Raw genomic sequence first — 15,409 nt, 5'->3', positions numbered from 1 at the left:
CACGCTAAGATGGCCGTCTCAGTGCGCATCGACTCGACATCCGCCACGCCCCGAAGGACCGCCATGCCGCCCGTCACGCTCGTCGTCACCGACCGCCCCGAACCTGCGGAGATCGAATTCATCGGCGCGGGCCTGACCGCGTACAACGTCGAACGCGCCGGCGTCAACGACGAACGTCCGCTCGCCGTGTTCGCGAAAGATCCGGACACGGGCGAGCTGCTCGGCGGCCTGACGGGCCGCACGTCGCTCGGCCTGATGTTCGTCGACCTGTTCTATCTGACCGACACGCTGCGCGGCGACGGCATCGGCCGCGAGATCCTGCGGCTCGCCGAGGAGGAAGGGCGCGGGCGCGGCTGCGGGGCGGCCGTGCTGTACACGATCAGCTTCCAGGCGCCTGCGTTCTACGAGAAGCTCGGCTGGCGACGGTTCGGCGAAGTGCCGTGCGATCCGCCCGGCGCGAGCCGCGTGTTCATGACGAAAACGCTGCGCTGAAGGCGCACGCGCGCGACGGTCGGCCGCCGCACCGGCGGCGGCGCGCGCGTCCATTAAGATGGCGGTGTCGCGGCGCTTGCCGCGCTTTCTCATTTCGCCAAGAGTCCTCATGATTCAGAACGCGTCTGTCCCGCCGGAGCCGTCCGGCCGTCCGAAGGCCCAGTCGATCGCGCTCGGCGCGCTGTATGCGGCGCTCGTCGCGCTCGCGTTGTGGGTGATCCGCGATTTCATTCCCGCGATTGCATGGGCATGCGTCGTCGCGATCGCGCTGTGGCCGGCGCTGCGCCGCATCGATGCGCATCCCGGCTTCCACGGCCGCGCGACGCTCGTCGCCGCCGCGCTGACGACGGCGGTCGCGCTGTTCGTCGTCGTGCCCATCGCGGCCGGGCTCGTCGAGGCGGTCGATCAGAGCCACGAACTGCTCGGCTGGCTGCATCGCGCCGAGCAGACCGGCATTCCCGCGCCCGACGCGCTCGCGCATCTGCCGTTCGGCTCGCAGCAGGCGAGCGCGTGGTGGCAGGCTTATCTCGCGAAGCCGCTGCATCCGGAAGCGGCCGTCAAGGGCGTCGACGGCGGGACCGTCGTCACGTTCGGCCGGCACTTCGGCTCGCGGGTCGCGCACGCGGCGGTGCTGTTCGGCTTCATGCTCGTCACGCTGTTCGTGATCTTCCAGGCAGGCCCGCGCCTGTCGGGCGCGCTGCTCACCGGCGTGCGGCGCGCGTTCGGCGACAACGGCGCCGCGCTGCTGCAGCGGATGGCGGCGGCCGTGTACGGGACGGTGACGGGGCTCGTCGTCGTCGGCTTCGGCGAAGGCGTGCTGCTCGGCGTTGCGTATGCGTTCGCCGGCCTGCCGCACGCGGCGCTGCTCGGCCTCGTGACGGCCGTCGCCGCGATGCTGCCGTTCTGCGCGCCGCTCGTGTTCTGCGGCGCGGCATTGTGGCTTTTCGTGCAAGGGGCGCTCGGCTGGGCGATCGGGCTCGCGGCGTTCGGCTCCGTCGTCGTGTTCGTCGCCGAGCACTTCGTGCGCCCGGTGCTGATCGGCAGCTCGGCGCGGCTGCCGTTCCTGCTCGTTTTGTTCGGCATTCTCGGCGGCGCGGAGACGTTCGGGCTGCTCGGCCTTTTCATCGGTCCGGCGCTGATGACGGTGCTGACCGTGTTGTGGACGGAGTGGGTCGATTGACGGCGCGCATCGAACGATGCGTTGTTTTTCCGATTGTTTTTAGAAAATTCAACAAAAAGAGAGCGAAACGTCGATTAGCATGCAGTTTTCCACTGCGACGGCTTCGTGCCGCACGGCTGAGCAGCATGCCATTTCAGACGACGAACCGCACCGTTCCCGTACTCGCTTTTCCGCTCGCCGCCGCGTTGCTGATGAGCGGCTGTTCGTGGTTCAGCGGCTGGTTCGACGCGTTCTCGTATGCGAGGCTGCCGCTGCCGAAGGCGGCCGCGCAGCCGGGCGCGACGCAGGTGCAGATCGTGGCGGCGGGCGGCAATCCGGCGAGCGTCTGGATGGTCCGCAACGGCGCGGGCGTCTGCTACAACTACGATCTGCGCCACGGCAACGACCATCGGCCGTACTACGTCGTGTTCGACCGGCGCGGCGTCGTCTCGCGGCACGGCTTCGCGACCTGCGCGGAAGCCGACCGCAACGGACTGTTGCGCGGCAGCGCGCGCTCGACGCGCGACGAGCCGCGCGCGTGAGCGGCCGCTACGCGATCGCGTCGGCGACGCCGCCGTCGTTGCGGCGCGCGGCCCGCGCATCGCGCAGCGCATCGTCTATCGCGACGCCTAGGCGCCGCACGCACGCGTCGATCCGCTCGGTCGGCACCGCGCCGTAGCCGAGCACGAGGCCGTTGTACGCGGCGTGATCGGTGCGCGGCAGGCAGAAGCGCGACAGCGGCCGCACCGTGATCGAGCGGGCCATCGCCGCGCGCGCGACGTCCACATCGGCGACGGGCGCGTCGAGCCGCGCGGACAGATGCATGCCGCCCGCGCCGCCCGACACCGTCAGCGCGCCGCCGAGATGGCGCGCGAGCGCGTCCTGCAGCACGTCGCGCCGCTCCTCGTAGAGCCGGCGCATCCGGCGCAGATGCCGCGTGAAATGTCCCGCTTCGATGAAATCCGCGAGCGCGAGCTGCTCGGCGAGGCGGCCGCGCGGCGTCAGCGCGCCGATCGTGCGGCGCAGCTCCGGCGCGAGCGCCGCGGACGCAACGACGAAGCCGATCCGCAGCGTCGGAAACATCGTCTTGCTGAACGTGCCGAGATAGACGACGGGCGCGTCGTCGCCGAGGCTCTGCAGCGCGGCGAGCGGCGCGCCGAAATGGCGGAACTCGCTGTCGTAGTCGTCTTCGACGATCCATGCGCCCGCCGCGCGCGCATCCGCGACGAGCGCGACGCGCCGCTCGACGCTCATCACCGCGCCGAGCGGGTACTGGTGCGACGGCGTGATGTAGACGAGCCGAGGCGGATGCGTGTGCCAGTGGTCGGCGGTCGGCGCGAGGCCGTCGGCGTCGACGGGGATCGGCACGAGCCGCAGGTCGGCCGCCTCGAACGCCGCGCGCGCGCCTGCATAGCCGGGGTTCTCGATCCAGACGGTATCGCCCGCGTCGGCGAGTGTGCGCGCGCACAGGTCGAGGCCGTGCTGCGTGCCGTCGGTGACGAACACCTGGTCCGCGTCGCAGCCGATCCCGCGCGACACGCGCAGATATTCGGCGATCGCCTGCCGCAGCCGCAGGTTGCCGCCGAGCGGCGCATGCCCGAGCTGCGCGGGGCCGATCCGCCGCCACGCGCGCTCGACCGCGCGCCGCCACGACGCGAGCGGAAACTGGTCGAGCGCCGGCATCCCCGGAAGGAACGGCAGCGGCGCTTGCTCGTCGTCGATGTCGGTGTCCGGCAGATCCGCGATGTGCCGCGACAGCGCGGGCCTTGCGCGAGTGGACGATGCGGACGCCCCCGTGGCGGGCAGGCCGACGCGCGCGACCATCGTGCCTTGCCGCCGCGCGACGACGAAGCCCTCGACGGCAAGCCGCTCGTACGCATAGAGCACCGTGTTGCGCGCGATGCGCAGCGTTTCGGCGAGCGCGCGCGACGACAGCAGATACGTGCCGGGCTCGAGCGTGCCGTTCAGGATCGCCGTGCGCAGGCATGCATAGAGCCGATGCTGCTGCGACGCGCGCGCGAGCGCATCGTGTGCGTTGTCCCGCTCGAAATTCGACAGCAATACGCCGTAGTCCATCGTGGCTCCAAAAATTAGTAATCACATGGATCTATTCATGGTGCCACAGATTTTTTATCGTCGAGTCCGTTGAAACGAACATGCCCATGCAGGAGCCACGCCGATGACCTCGACTGCAGCCGATTCCTCGCCCCCCGCACCGACCGCGCGCACCCGCTTGCGCCGCGTCGCCTATCGCGGCCACTACGACCGTGCGACCCTCGAAGCGATTCTCGACGCCGCCTACGTGTGCCACGTCGCGTTCGCCGACGAGTCGGGCGTGCATTGCATCCCGACCGCGTGCTGGCGCGAGGACGATCATCTGTACATCCACGGCTCGAACGGAAGCCGGATGCTGAAGCTCGCGGCGGCGGGCGCGCAGGTGTGCGTGACGGTTACGCATCTCGACGGCCTCGTGCTCGCGCGCTCGGCGTTCAATCATTCGATGAACTATCGATCGGCGGTGATCTACGGCGAGTTCGAGGTCGTGCCCGATTCGCGCAAGGCGGCCGTGCTCGACACGTTCGTCGAGCGGATCGCGCCGGGCCGCAGCCGCGAAGCGCGGCCGGGCGACGCGAACGAGCTCGCGGCGACGACCGTGTTGCGCATCGCGCTCGACGAAGCCGCGACGAAGATCCGCACGGGCGGCCCGAAGGACGACGAAGCGGATCTCGGCCTGCCGGTGTGGGCGGGCGTGCTGCCGATGCGCGACGCGCATTTCGCGCCGATCACCGACGCCGCGCCGGCAGGCGTGCCCGATTACGTGCGGCGCTGGCAGGATGCGGTGCCGCTCGGCGAGACGGAGGACGAAGAGGCGAGGCGGGTCGCGGTGCGTTGAGCGGCGGGCTGTCGACGGCGGTTTCGCGCGATGGTTTGGATGAGCGAAGCGACGCCGTGGGCATCGCGCTGGCCATCGCGCAGCGGATGGCCTGCGTCGATTGTCGCCCGCTGTCCGCTGTCCGCTGTCCGCTGTCCGCTGTCCGTCGCCCGCTGCCCGCTGCCCGCTGCCCGCTGCCCGCTGTCCGCTGCCCGTCGCCCGTCGCCCGCTGTCCGCTGTCCGCTGTCCGTCGCCCGTCGCCCGTCGCCCGTCGCCCGCCGCTCAAGTCGCCTTCAGCGTCGGCCGCCGCGTGGCCGCCGCCGTCCGCACGTCGCGCGCCTGCGGCTCGGCGTCGGCCGGCCGCGCGGCGACCGAGAACCCGATCGTGTTCCATCCGTGCGCGCATGTGACGAACCCGGTGCCGCCGTGCATCTCGGCGACCGCCTTCACGATCGAAAGCCCCAGCCCGTGGTTCTCGTCGCTGTTCGCGCGCGCTTCCTCTAGCCGGTAGAAGCGCTCGAACAGATGTGCGCGCGCGGTCGCATCGATCGGCTCGCCCGGATTCGACACCGCGATCTCGACCGTCTCGCCGCGCGGCGCGATCGTCACGCGGATCGTGTTGTCCGGCCGCGTATGCTGGATCGCGTTGATCAGCAGGTTCGTCATCGCGCGGCCGAACAGCGACGGGTCGACGCTCGCGCGCGCATCGCCCGCGAGCGTCGAGCGCAGCTGCGCGTCGTCGAACGACATCTCGAGGAACGCGAGCATGCGCGTGACCTCGGCCGCGAGCGACACGTCGGCGAGATCGGTCGCGCGCTCGCCGCGGTCGCAGCGCGCGAGGAACAGCATGTCGTTGACGATGATCCGCAGCCGTTCGAACTCCTCGAGATTCGATTCGAGCGTCTCGCGCAGCCGGTCGGCCGAGCGCTCGCGCGCGAGCGCGACCTGCGTCTGGCCGATCAGGATGCTGACGGGCGTGCGCAGCTCGTGCGCGACGTCCGCGTTGAACGATTCGAGCCGCTCGTGCGCGTGCTCGATCCGTTCGAGCGCGCCGTTGAACGACGTCGCGAGATCGTGCAGCTCGCGCGGCAGCGCGTCGGTGTGCAGCCGCTGCCGCCGGTTCGCGGGGCCGAGCGATGCCGCCTCGCGCGATAGCTGTACGAGCGGCGCGAGCCCCACGCGCGTGACCGCGCGGCTCAATAGCAGTGTCGCGAGCGTCGCGGCCGCGATCAGCGCGGCGAGCGTCATCATGATGTGGCGCAGCATCTTCTGCGTGCGCTCGCACGCGGTCGACACGACGAGCGTGAGCGTCGGCCGCTCGCCGCTCGCGGGCAGCACGACGGTCTTCGTCATCACGTCGTACTCGCTGCCGCGCGGGCGCAGCCGCAGGAAGCCGTCGGCGGCCGGGCCGTCGGGCTCGCCCTCGACGGCCTTGCCGAAGCGGAACGCGGGATCGGCGCTGTCGACGTGATAGCGGGTCGAGCCGTCGGGCGGTTCGAGATCCGCGAGCTTGTCCTGCGTGAGCTTGAAGCGCGCGGCCGTCGTGCCGTGCGACACGATCATCGCGGCGATTTTCGTGCGCGTGTCGAGCGTCGCGCGCAGCTCGGCGAACAACTGCCGCTCCATCATCGCGAACAGGCCGACGCCGACGAGCGTGAAGACGAACAGCGACGCGGCGCCGAACAGGACCGACAGCCGCCGCGAAATCGAGCGCGTCATGATCGTTTGGCCTCCGCGTCGGCGTCCGCGCGTTCCTCGAGCACGTAGCCCATCCCGCGGATCGTATGCAGCAGCTTGTCCGCGAACGGGCCGTCGAGCTTGGCGCGCAGCCGCTTGATCGCGGTCTCGACGACGTTCGCGTTGCTGTCGAAGTTCACGTCCCAGACGAGCTCGGTGATCGTCGTCTTCGACAGCACTTCGCCGCGCCGGCGCGCGAGCACGCCGAGCAGCTGGAACTCCTGCGCGGTGAGGTCGAGGCGCACGCCGTTGCGCGTCGCGCGGCGACTGATCAGGTCGACGCGCAGGTCGCCGATCGAAATCAGCGTCGATTCCTGCACGCGCGCGCGCCGCGTCAGCGCGCGCAGCCGCTCGACGAGCTCGAGGAACGAGAACGGCTTCGTCAGGTAGTCGTCGGCGCCGCCGCGCAGGCCGCGCACGCGGTCGTCGACACGGTCGCGCGCGGTCAGCATGATGACGGGCGTGTCCTTGTGCGCGCGCAGCGCCCGCAGCACGCCGAAGCCGTCGACTTTCGGCAGCATCACGTCGAGGACGACGACGTCGTAGTCGTACTCGACCGCCATCCATGCGCCTTCCTCGCCGTCGGTCGCGGCGTCGACGATCCAGCCCTCGTCGGCGAGGCCGCTCTTCAGGTAATCGACTACTTTCGCTTCATCTTCGACGATCAGTACTTTCATGTTCTGTCCCGTTGTGCCGGTCGTGTGCCGCTATGACGCGTCGGCCGACCGCCTGGGCGGGGCGGCGGCCCGCGTCGTCCCGGCGTTCGCCATAAATTGTGCGCCCATCCCCGCGGATCGTGCAGATTCGGCTGGCGTGACGGCGAGCCGTGCGGATATGGCCGACGTGGATACGGCCGACGTGGATATGGCCGACGTGGATATGGCCGACGTGGATACGGCCGACGTGGGTACGGCCGACGTGGGTACGGCCGACGTGGCAGCGGTCAGCGCGGCGGTGGTCGGCACGATGGCGGTCGACGTGGCGGTGCCCGACGTCGAGGCCACCGGGGCGCCTGTCGGCGCGACGGCTTTGCCCGTTCCAGCCTCGTTCCCGGCTCCGGCTCCGGCTCCGGCTCCGGCTCCGGCTCCGGCTTCGGCTTCGGCTCCGGCTTCGGCTCCGGCTCCGGCTCCGGCTCCGGCTCCGACTCCGACTCCGACTCCGACTCCGACTCCGTTCGCCGCCGCGCGCGGTGCGGCATCCCGCGACCCATCGGCCGGCATCGGAGCGACGCCGGCGGGCCGCTGCGCCTCCTCCGTCTCGGCCGCGCTCCACCCGCCGCCGAGCGCCTTCGCGAGATACACGACGAGCGCCGCGCGCTGCCCGCGGATCTGCACTTCCTGGCGCTCGCTCGTCAGCAACTGCTGTTGCGCGCTGATCACGTCGATGTACGCGGTCAGGCCGCCCGCATAGCGGTCCTGCGCGAGGCCGACGAGCCGCTGCGCGTCGTCGACGGCCGCCTGCGCGCGGCGCTCGGCCTCGTCGAGCACCGCGAGCCCCGTGACCGCATTCTGTACTTCCTCGAACGCGGTCAGCACGGTCTGCCGGTAATTCGCCTGCGCGGCCGTATAGCCCGCCTGCGCATACGCGACGCCCGCCGCGAGCCGACCGCCCTCGAACAGCGGCTGCGCGAGCGATGCGCCGACCGACCACAACAGGCTCGGCACCGTGAAGAGGCTGGCAAAGCGGGTCGCGTCCCAGCCGAGCGTCGGCGACAGCGCGATCCGCGGAAAATACGCGGCGCGCGCGACGCCGATCTGCGCATTGGCCGCCGCCATCGCGCGCTCGGCCGACGCGACGTCCGGCCGGCGCTGCAGCAGGTCGCTCGGCAGCCCGGCGGGCAGCATCGGCGCGGCGAGCGTCTGCACGCGCGGCGGGATCGAGAACGTCGGCGCGGGCGTGCCGACGAGCGTCGCGATCGCGTGCTCGAGCTGCGCGCGCTGGTTCAGCAGCAGTTGCGCCTGCGTGCGCGTTGCGTCGAGCTGCGCCTTCTGCTGCATCAGATTGAGGCCGGACACGGCGCCGAGCTCGTGCTGCGCGGACACGAAATCGAGCGCCTTCTGCTGCAGCGCGACCGAGCGGTCCAGCACGTCGATCTCCGCGTCGGTCTCGCGCAGCGCGAGGTAGCTCGTCGCGAGGCTTGCCGTCATCACGAGGCGCGCGTTCGCGAGGTCGTCGCGCGCCTGATCGGTCGACGCCTGCGCGGATTCGACCGAGCGGCGAATCCGGCCGAACAGGTCCGGCTCGTAGCTGACCGTCGCGCCGATCTGCGCGTCGTTCTGCACGGTCGAATGGTTCGATTGCGCGTAGTTCGTGAGCGGCCGGTCGGCGGAGATCCGCGCGCGCGCCGCGCCCGCCGTCAGGCCGACGCTCGGCCATTGCGCGGACGCGACCGACGCGAGCGTCGCCTTCGCCTGGTCGTAGCGCGCGGCGATCGCCTGGACGCTCTGATTGTTCGCGAGCGCGCGGATCTCGAGGTCGTCGAGGAGCGGATCGCCGAACGCCCTCCACCAGTCGGGCGCGAGCGATGCGCGCGCGGGTGCGGCCGGGTGCCAGTACGACTCGGCCGGGGCGATCTGCCATGCGGCGGGCGTGTCGACGGGCGGGCGGCGATAGTCCGGGCCGACCGCGCAGCCGGCGAGCGCGACGGCGGCGAGCGCGAGCGGGAGGAGCGGGAGGAGCGGGCGGCGTGGACGGCGTGGACGGCGTGATTGCGACTCGAGCGATCCGAGCAAATCGGACGTTCCGGCGGATCCGGCGGAGCCGAGCGGCCTCGAAGCGCCTTGCGCTGCGATCGATCCGCGCGGCTGGATCGCGATAGCCGAACCGACCGCCCCGACCGCGCCGGAAGCCGTGATCGCCCGGACTCCGCCCGACGGCCCGAACCGGCGACACCAGCCGCACCAGCGGCACCGACGAAACACGCCGAACACAACACGCGCGCTCACGTCCGCGCCCCCGCCGCCTGCGCGGGCTTCGGTGCGGCCGGCCCGCGCTTCGGCGGCTGCGCGACGATCACCGCGTCGCCGTTCGCGAGCGAATCGCTCGGATTCAGCACGATCCGGTCGGTCGGTGCGATTCCGCTGTCGATTTCGAGCGTCTGTCCGAGCGTGCGCGCGATCGTCACGCGATGCAGCCGGATCTGCCCGTTCGCCTCGACGACCGCGACGCTCGGCCCTTCCGCGCGGAACAGCAGCGTGTTCGCCGGAATCGTCAGGTTGCCGGCGGGCGCCATCGGCAGCGTCGCCTTCACGTACGCGCCCGGCATCAGCCGGCCGTCGGCGTTCGGCAGCGTGATCTCGATCTGCAGCGTGCGCGTCGCGACGTCGATCGCCTGCGCGGTGTGCGTGATCGTCCCGTCGAACGCCTGCCCGGGCAGCTCGGGCTGCGCGACGCTCACGTGCTGGCCGGGCTGGACCTGCTGCGCGTACGCCTGCGGCACTTGCACGTAGAGCCGCAGCCGGTCCGCCTGGACCACCGTGAAGAGCGCGCGGCCCGTGCCGCTGTTGCCCGCGTTGACGAGGTCGCCGACGTCGATGTTGCGCTGCGTGACGATCCCGTCGATCGGCGCGACGATCTTCTGGAACGATTTCAGCTCCGACAGCCGCCGCATGTTCGCGTCGGCGGCGGCGAGGTTCGCGACGCCCTGGCTGTACGCGCCCTGGCGGTCGTCGAGCTCCTGCTGCGATACCGCATCGCGCTCGCGCAACTGCCGTGCGCGATCGCGCGACGTCTTCGCGAGCGCGAGCGTCGATTCGACCTGCTGCCGCTGCGCGACCGCCTGCGCGAGTTCCTGGTCGAGCTCGGGCGTGTCGAGCTCGGCGAGCAACTGGCCCTGCTTCACGTGCGCGCCGATGTCCGCGCGCCAGCGCAGCACGTAGCCGCTCGCGCGCGCGTAGATCGGCGCCTCGACATAGCCGCGCAGCGTGCCGGGCAGCGTGAGGCGGCTCGCGCCCGTCGCCGGGCCCGGCTGCGCGATGCTCACGTACTGGCGCGCGTGCTGCGCGGTCAGCGCATCGAGCCGGTTCGCGTTGCGCCAGTCGGCGACGAGCGTGCGGACCCCGCCCGCCGCGAGCAGCAGCCCGACGACGGCGAGCGCCCATTGCGCGCGCTTCCACACCTGCGCGCGCGCGGGCAGGTCGAGGCCCGAATCGTCTACGTGTATGCCGACAGAGCTGTGATGTTTCTCTTCCATGGATTCAACCGGTCATCAATTCGAGTCAACGGAACGGGACGGGTCCCCGTCGGCGGCGGCGCGGCGCGCGCGGCGCTTCGCGAGCCGCTGGTGGACGCCCGCGAACACGAGCGGCACGAACAGCAGCGTCGAGACAGTCGCGAACAAGAGGCCGCCGATCACCGCGCGGCCGAGCGGCGCGTTCTGCTCGGCGCCGACGCCCAAGCCGAGCGCCATCGGGATCATGCCGATGATCATCGCGAGCGCGGTCATCAGCACCGGGCGGATGCGCGTCGCGCCCGCCTCGAGCGCGGCGGTGAGCGGCGGCGCGCCGGCTTCGAGCCGCTGGCGCGCGAACGCGACGACGAGAATGCTGTTCGCGGTCGCGACGCCGACTGTCATGATCGCGCCCGTCAGCGCCGGCACGGAGAGGTGCGTGCCGGTGATGAACAGTATCCACGCGATTCCGGCGAGCGCGGCGGGCATCGCGCTCACGATGATGAGCGGATCGAGCCACGACTGGAAGTTCACGACGATCAGCAGATAGACGAGCACGATCGCCATCGCGACGCCCGCGCCGAGCCCGAGGTACGACGTGCGCATCGTCTCGACCTGGCCGCGCATCGTGATCGTCGTGCCGCGCGGCAGCGTCGCGCGCGCGTCGTCGATCACGCGGCCGATCCCGGTCGCGACCGAGCCGAGGTCGCGGCCCTCGACGCTCACGAGCAGATCGATCACGGGCCGGATGTTGTAGTGCGTGACGACCGCGGGCGACACGCCCGGCACGATGTCGACGAGATTGCCGAGCAACTGGTACGGCGCGCCCGCGCGGCCGTTCGCCGACACGGGCGTCGACAGCAGGTCGCCGACCGAGCCGACCTGGTATTGCGGCGTCTGGATCGTCAGCGGATATTGGACGCCCGTTTTCGGATTCACCCAGAACGACGGCGTCGTCTGCGACGTGCCGGCGAGCGAGATCAGCAGGTTCTGCGCGACGTTCTGCGCGGAGAGGTCGAGCTGCTGCATCCGCGTGCGGTCCATGTCGGCCGTGAGGAGCGGCTCGTCGTTGCGCTGCAGGACGTGCGCGTCGACGGCGCCCGGAATCGTGCGCACGCGCTTCATCAGCCGGCTCGCGATCGCCATGTTGGATGCGGGATCGGCGCCTTGCACCTGCACGTCGATCGCGGCCGGCTGGCCGAAGTTCAGGATCTGCGTGACGATGTCCGACGGCTGAAAGAAGAACTCGACGCCCGGAAAGCGCGCGGGCAACAGGCCGCGCAACGGGTCGACGTAGCGCCGCGCGCTCGCGTGGCCGGGCTTGAGCGCGATCAGGATCTCGCCGTCGAGCGTGCCGATCGTGCCGGCGTTGCTGTACGACAGATTGATGCCGCTCACCGGCAGGCCGAGGTTGTCGACGATCGTGCCGAGCTCGGCTGTCGGCACCGCTTCGCGGATCGCCTGCTCGACCTGATCGGCGAGGCGAGCGGTCTCCTCGATCCGGTAGCCGGTCGGCGCGCGCATGTGCAGGCGGATGTTGCCCGCATCGACGGTCGGGAAGAAGTCGCGGCCGAGCGCGAACACGAGGCCCGTCGACAGCATGCAGAAGCCGAGGAACAGCGACGCGTAAAAGCGCCGGCGCACGAGCAGCACGCTCAGGAGCACGATGTAGCCGGCGCGCAGCCGCTCGAACGCGTGCTCGAACGCATGATGAAAGCGCGCGAAGCGCGACGGCTTCGCGGCGGACGCGGCCGCGTCGGCGTCGGGCCGGTGCTGCCTGAACAGCAGCATCGCGAGCGTCGGCACGAGCGTGCGCGACAGCACGTACGACGCGAGCATCGCGAACACGACCGCTTCGGCGAGCGGCACGAACAGGTAGCGCGCGACGCCCGTCAGGAAGAACATCGGCACGAACACGATGCAGATGCACAGCGTCGACACGAGCGCGGGCACCGCGATCTCGCCCGCGCCTTCGAGGATCGCCTCGCGCAAGCCCGCGCCGAGATGCAGGTGGCGCTCGATGTTCTCGATCGTGACCGTCGCGTCGTCGACGAGAATCCCGACCGCGAGCGCGAGGCCGCCCAGCGTCATGATGTTGATCGTCTCGCCGAGCGCCGACAGCGCGAGCAGCGACGTGAAGATGGACAGCGGAATCGAGATCGCGATGATCAGCGTGCTGCGCCAGTTGCCGAGGAACAGCAGGATCATCATCGCGGTCAGCACGGCGGCGATCAGCGCCTCGTGGATCACGCCCTGGATCGCGGCGTCGACGAACACCGATTGATCGAAGAGCGGCGTGATCTTCAGATCCTCGGGCAGCGTGTTCTCGACCGACGGCAGCAGCGCCTTCAGCGTATTGACGACGGCGAGCGTCGATGCGTCGCCGCTTTTGAGCACCGACACCAGCACGCCGCGCTGGCCGTCCTTGCGCACGATGTTCGTCTGCGGCGTGAAGCCGTCGCGCACGTGCGCGACGTCGGACAGGTAGATCGTCGCGCCGCCCGTCGTCTGCACGGGCAGCCGGTTCAGCTCGGCGAGCGTGTCGGGCGATGCGTTCGTGCCGACCCGGTATTCGGTCTGGCCGATTTTCGCGGTGCCGGTCGGCAGCACGAGGTTCTGCACGTTGACCGCGTTGACGATGTCGGCGGGCGTCAGGCCCTTCGCCATCAGCGCCTGCGTGTCGAGATCGACCGAGATCACGCGCGTGCGGCCGCCGTACGGGTAGGGCACCTGCGCGCCGGGGATCGTGATCAGTTGCGGGCGCAGGAAGTTCATCGCGACGTCGGCGAGCTGCTGCTCGCTCATCGACTGGCTGGACAAGCCGAGCTGGATCACCGGAATGCTCGACGCCGAGTAGCTGATGATGAGGGGCGGCGTCGCGCCCTGCGGCATCTGCCGGACGATCGCCTGCGCGGCCGACACGGTCTGCGCGATCGCGGTCTGCGTGCTCGCGCCCGGCTGCAGGAAGATCTTGATGATCGCGATGCCGGGCAGCGTCTGCGATTCGATGTGCTGGATGTTGCCGACGGTCGTCGTCAGCGTGCGCTCATGGACCGACGTGATCCGGCTGGTCATCTCCTGCGCGGACAGGCCGTTGTAACTCCAGATCACGCTGATGACCGGGATGTCGATCGACGGCAGCACGTCGGTCGGCGTTCGCATCAGCGCGAGGGGCGTGGCCAGCAGGATCATGATGGCCATCACGATGAACGTGTATGGGCGCTTGAGCGCGAGATTGACGATCCACATGGAAAGCGGGGACGGTGACGGGCGGGCGTCGCATCGGCGGACGGGATCGAATGATAGAAGACCGCCCCGGACACATGGCTGACGTGAAGATGGCGGAATGGTCAGGGAACGGATCGTCGGAGGAATCGGGCGGGGCGGGTGCGATGCCGACGCTTGGCCGCGGCGACCGGGCGGGCGATTCGAATGCGGTAATCGGGCAATCGGGTATTCGGGTATTCGGCTGACGATTGGCGCGTACGCAACCGTACGCAACCATATGACGCCGGTTCGAGGCGTGTGCCGGCGGCAGGCGTTCCCTATCTGCTCGACGGCTTTCGCGGCGGTTTCTTCGCGCGTTGCGCGTGAGGGTCGACGATCGGGCGCCGATCGCGTGATGCGAGCTTCAGCGCCCGCGTGGAACGTGGGTCGTGGGTGGCGGCCCGCGCGCTGCCGCCTCTCGATTGCAGGCGCTGATTGCAGGCGTCGGTTGCGAGCCGAGAGCCGCGTGTTCGGAAATCAGTGAGCGGCGAGCCGGGCGGTCGCGGGCGTCGCGCAGAGCCGTCGATACTTGCCTGACATGCGCGACTTGGCGTCGCTGCCGACAGCCGTCAGATCTGCTCCATCCCGAACGCCGCGAGCCCCGGCAGATCGACCACCGTGATCTGGTTGTACGCGACACTCAGCACGCCGAGCCGTTCGAGATGCTGAAGCGCCTGATTGATCCGCTGCCGCGACACGCCGACCAGCATCCCGAGCTCCTCTTGCGAGATCGCGAGCGTCGCGCCGGTGTCCGGATACAGATCCGGATTGAAGAGCTGCGCGAGCGACTGCGCGACGCGCGCGTTCACGTCGAGCAGCCGGCTGTTCTGGATCGACGCGATGAACTCGCCCATCCGGTTGTTCAACTGGCGGATCACGAAGCCCGTGAACGGCAGGCTGCTGCCGAGGAGCGCGTGGAACGTCGTAGTAGGCACGAACAGCACGAGCGAGCGCTGGATCGCGATCACGTCGTACTTGCGCAGCTCGCGCTTGATCACGCTGCCTTCGCCGAACCAGCCGCCCGACGGCACGCCGGAAAACGTGCAGCCGCGCCCGGACGCGTTGTAGATCGCGAGCTTCACGAGCCCGCGATGCACGCCGATCCAGTATTCGGACGGCGCCTGCCGGCGCGCGACCCAGTCGCCCGCGTCGCGATGCTCGGCATGCGATTGCGCGACGACGAGCGCCTGATGCCCGGGCGCGAGCGCCTTGAACCAGCCGCAGCGGGAGAAGAGCGCGCGGAGATCGCCGGTGTCGATCGGCTCGATTGGCGGCTCGGCGCCGGCGGGCGTCGGCAGGGGGGGCGGTGGTGTCGCCGTCTGCGGCTGGCGTTGCGTCTGCGCTCGCGTTTGCGTTTGCGCCAGCGTCCGCGTCCGCGTCTGCGCGGCCGCAGACGCGTTCGACGCCGCGCCGCCGGCATGCGCATCCGGCGGGACCGTCGCGCGCCCGCGCAGCGGCTCGCCGGACGGCACGGCGGCGCGCGCAACCGGCCGCGCGCCGGCATGCGCATCGAATGGCGGATCGGTCCGCGCGTCGCGTGTCGGCGGGCGGCGCGGGGCTTGGACGTCGTCGGGCATCACACAGGGTTTGCGAGGATAGGGAATACGCGGGATCGTCGCGGGCGTGTCTGTCGCTTGGGTGACAGACGGCTCACAATGGCCGCGAGTAGGCTTGTGCAATTGGACCACAAACCAACGATATCGAGGCGCACGCC

11 protein-coding genes are annotated in these 15,409 nt (G+C 70.3%); 4 read left to right on the top strand and 7 right to left on the bottom strand.

Going from position 1 to position 15,409, the window contains the following annotated elements; all coding sequences use genetic code 11:
• The first annotated feature begins 63 nt into the window (after nt 1–63).
• The 3 genes from WS62_RS29965 (at nt 64) to WS62_RS29955 (ending at nt 2,193) form a co-directional block, all read left to right on the top strand.
• The gene (locus tag WS62_RS29965) at nt 64–492 is read left to right on the top strand and encodes a GNAT family N-acetyltransferase (RefSeq protein WP_066578780.1); all 429 of its coding nucleotides are present in this window, start codon (nt 64–66) and stop codon (nt 490–492) included.
• Between the two features lie 109 nt (nt 493–601).
• On the top strand, nt 602–1,672 hold the full coding sequence (locus WS62_RS29960) for an AI-2E family transporter (RefSeq protein ID WP_066578778.1): 1,071 nt from the start codon (nt 602–604) through the stop codon (nt 1,670–1,672).
• Between the two features lie 125 nt (nt 1,673–1,797).
• Complete coding sequence (locus tag WS62_RS29955) at nt 1,798–2,193, top strand: hypothetical protein (RefSeq protein ID WP_066484904.1); 396 nt, start codon at nt 1,798–1,800, stop codon at nt 2,191–2,193.
• 7 nt (nt 2,194–2,200) lie between these two features.
• Here the strand turns inward: WS62_RS29955 and pdxR are convergent, their stop codons facing one another.
• A complete protein-coding gene (pdxR, locus tag WS62_RS29950; RefSeq protein ID WP_066578776.1) occupies nt 2,201–3,727 on the bottom strand; it encodes a MocR-like pyridoxine biosynthesis transcription factor PdxR in 1,527 nt (508 codons plus the stop codon).
• A gap of 103 nt (nt 3,728–3,830) precedes the next feature.
• Here pdxR and WS62_RS29945 point away from each other — a divergent pair, with 103 nt between their 5' ends.
• Nucleotides 3,831–4,544, top strand: a complete 714-nt coding sequence (locus tag WS62_RS29945; protein WP_066578775.1) for a pyridoxamine 5'-phosphate oxidase family protein — start codon at nt 3,831–3,833, stop codon at nt 4,542–4,544.
• 261 nt (nt 4,545–4,805) lie between these two features.
• On the opposite strand, the gene WS62_RS29940 is transcribed toward WS62_RS29945, so the two are convergent.
• The 6 genes from WS62_RS29940 to WS62_RS35445 form a co-directional block, all read right to left on the bottom strand.
• Nucleotides 4,806–6,242 carry a heavy metal sensor histidine kinase gene (locus WS62_RS29940; protein WP_066578773.1) on the bottom strand — a complete coding sequence of 479 codons (1,437 nt, stop codon included), beginning with the start codon at nt 6,240–6,242 and terminating at the stop codon, nt 4,806–4,808.
• Nucleotides 6,239–6,937: a heavy metal response regulator transcription factor gene (locus tag WS62_RS29935; protein WP_066484895.1), complete on the bottom strand. Its 699-nt coding sequence runs from the start codon at nt 6,935–6,937 to the stop codon at nt 6,239–6,241. Before WS62_RS29935 ends, WS62_RS29940 begins: the two co-directional genes overlap by 4 nt.
• Before the next feature lie 30 nt (nt 6,938–6,967).
• Nucleotides 6,968–8,992 (bottom strand): efflux transporter outer membrane subunit, encoded by a 2,025-nt coding sequence (locus WS62_RS29930; protein ID WP_231748457.1) that lies wholly within the window; start codon nt 8,990–8,992, stop codon nt 6,968–6,970.
• A 209-nt stretch (nt 8,993–9,201) separates the two neighbouring features.
• Nucleotides 9,202–10,452 (bottom strand): efflux RND transporter periplasmic adaptor subunit, encoded by a 1,251-nt coding sequence (locus tag WS62_RS29925; protein WP_066578771.1) that lies wholly within the window; start codon nt 10,450–10,452, stop codon nt 9,202–9,204.
• A 15-nt stretch (nt 10,453–10,467) separates the two neighbouring features.
• Nucleotides 10,468–13,677 carry an efflux RND transporter permease subunit gene (locus WS62_RS29920; RefSeq protein WP_066578769.1) on the bottom strand — a complete coding sequence of 1,070 codons (3,210 nt, stop codon included), beginning with the start codon at nt 13,675–13,677 and terminating at the stop codon, nt 10,468–10,470.
• A 587-nt stretch (nt 13,678–14,264) separates the two neighbouring features.
• A complete protein-coding gene (locus WS62_RS35445) occupies nt 14,265–15,275 on the bottom strand; it encodes a Crp/Fnr family transcriptional regulator (RefSeq protein ID WP_442855115.1) in 1,011 nt (336 codons plus the stop codon).
• Nucleotides 15,276–15,409 lie beyond the last annotated feature (134 nt).

The sequence above is a fragment of the Burkholderia sp. ABCPW 14 genome (assembly GCF_001523835.1).
Lineage (GTDB): Bacteria > Pseudomonadota > Gammaproteobacteria > Burkholderiales > Burkholderiaceae > Burkholderia > Burkholderia mayonis.
The sequence above is the reverse complement of the archived record's forward strand: the minus strand, read 5'-3'. Positions and strand labels throughout refer to the sequence as shown.

What these genes read in the sequence shown, in the direction of transcription:
- WS62_RS29965 (WP_066578780.1), top strand. Translation starts at nt 64, where the DNA reads ATGCCGCCCGTCACGCTCGTCGTCACCGACCGCCCCGAACCTGCGGAG.
- WS62_RS29960 (WP_066578778.1), top strand. Translation starts at nt 602, where the DNA reads ATGATTCAGAACGCGTCTGTCCCGCCGGAGCCGTCCGGCCGTCCGAAG.
- WS62_RS29955 (WP_066484904.1), top strand. Translation starts at nt 1,798, where the DNA reads ATGCCATTTCAGACGACGAACCGCACCGTTCCCGTACTCGCTTTTCCG.
- pdxR (WP_066578776.1), bottom strand. Translation starts at nt 3,727, where the DNA reads ATGGACTACGGCGTATTGCTGTCGAATTTCGAGCGGGACAACGCACAC.
- WS62_RS29945 (WP_066578775.1), top strand. Translation starts at nt 3,831, where the DNA reads ATGACCTCGACTGCAGCCGATTCCTCGCCCCCCGCACCGACCGCGCGC.
- WS62_RS29940 (WP_066578773.1), bottom strand. Translation starts at nt 6,242, where the DNA reads ATGACGCGCTCGATTTCGCGGCGGCTGTCGGTCCTGTTCGGCGCCGCG.
- WS62_RS29935 (WP_066484895.1), bottom strand. Translation starts at nt 6,937, where the DNA reads ATGAAAGTACTGATCGTCGAAGATGAAGCGAAAGTAGTCGATTACCTG.
- WS62_RS29925 (WP_066578771.1), bottom strand. Translation starts at nt 10,452, where the DNA reads ATGGAAGAGAAACATCACAGCTCTGTCGGCATACACGTAGACGATTCG.
- WS62_RS29920 (WP_066578769.1), bottom strand. Translation starts at nt 13,677, where the DNA reads ATGTGGATCGTCAATCTCGCGCTCAAGCGCCCATACACGTTCATCGTG.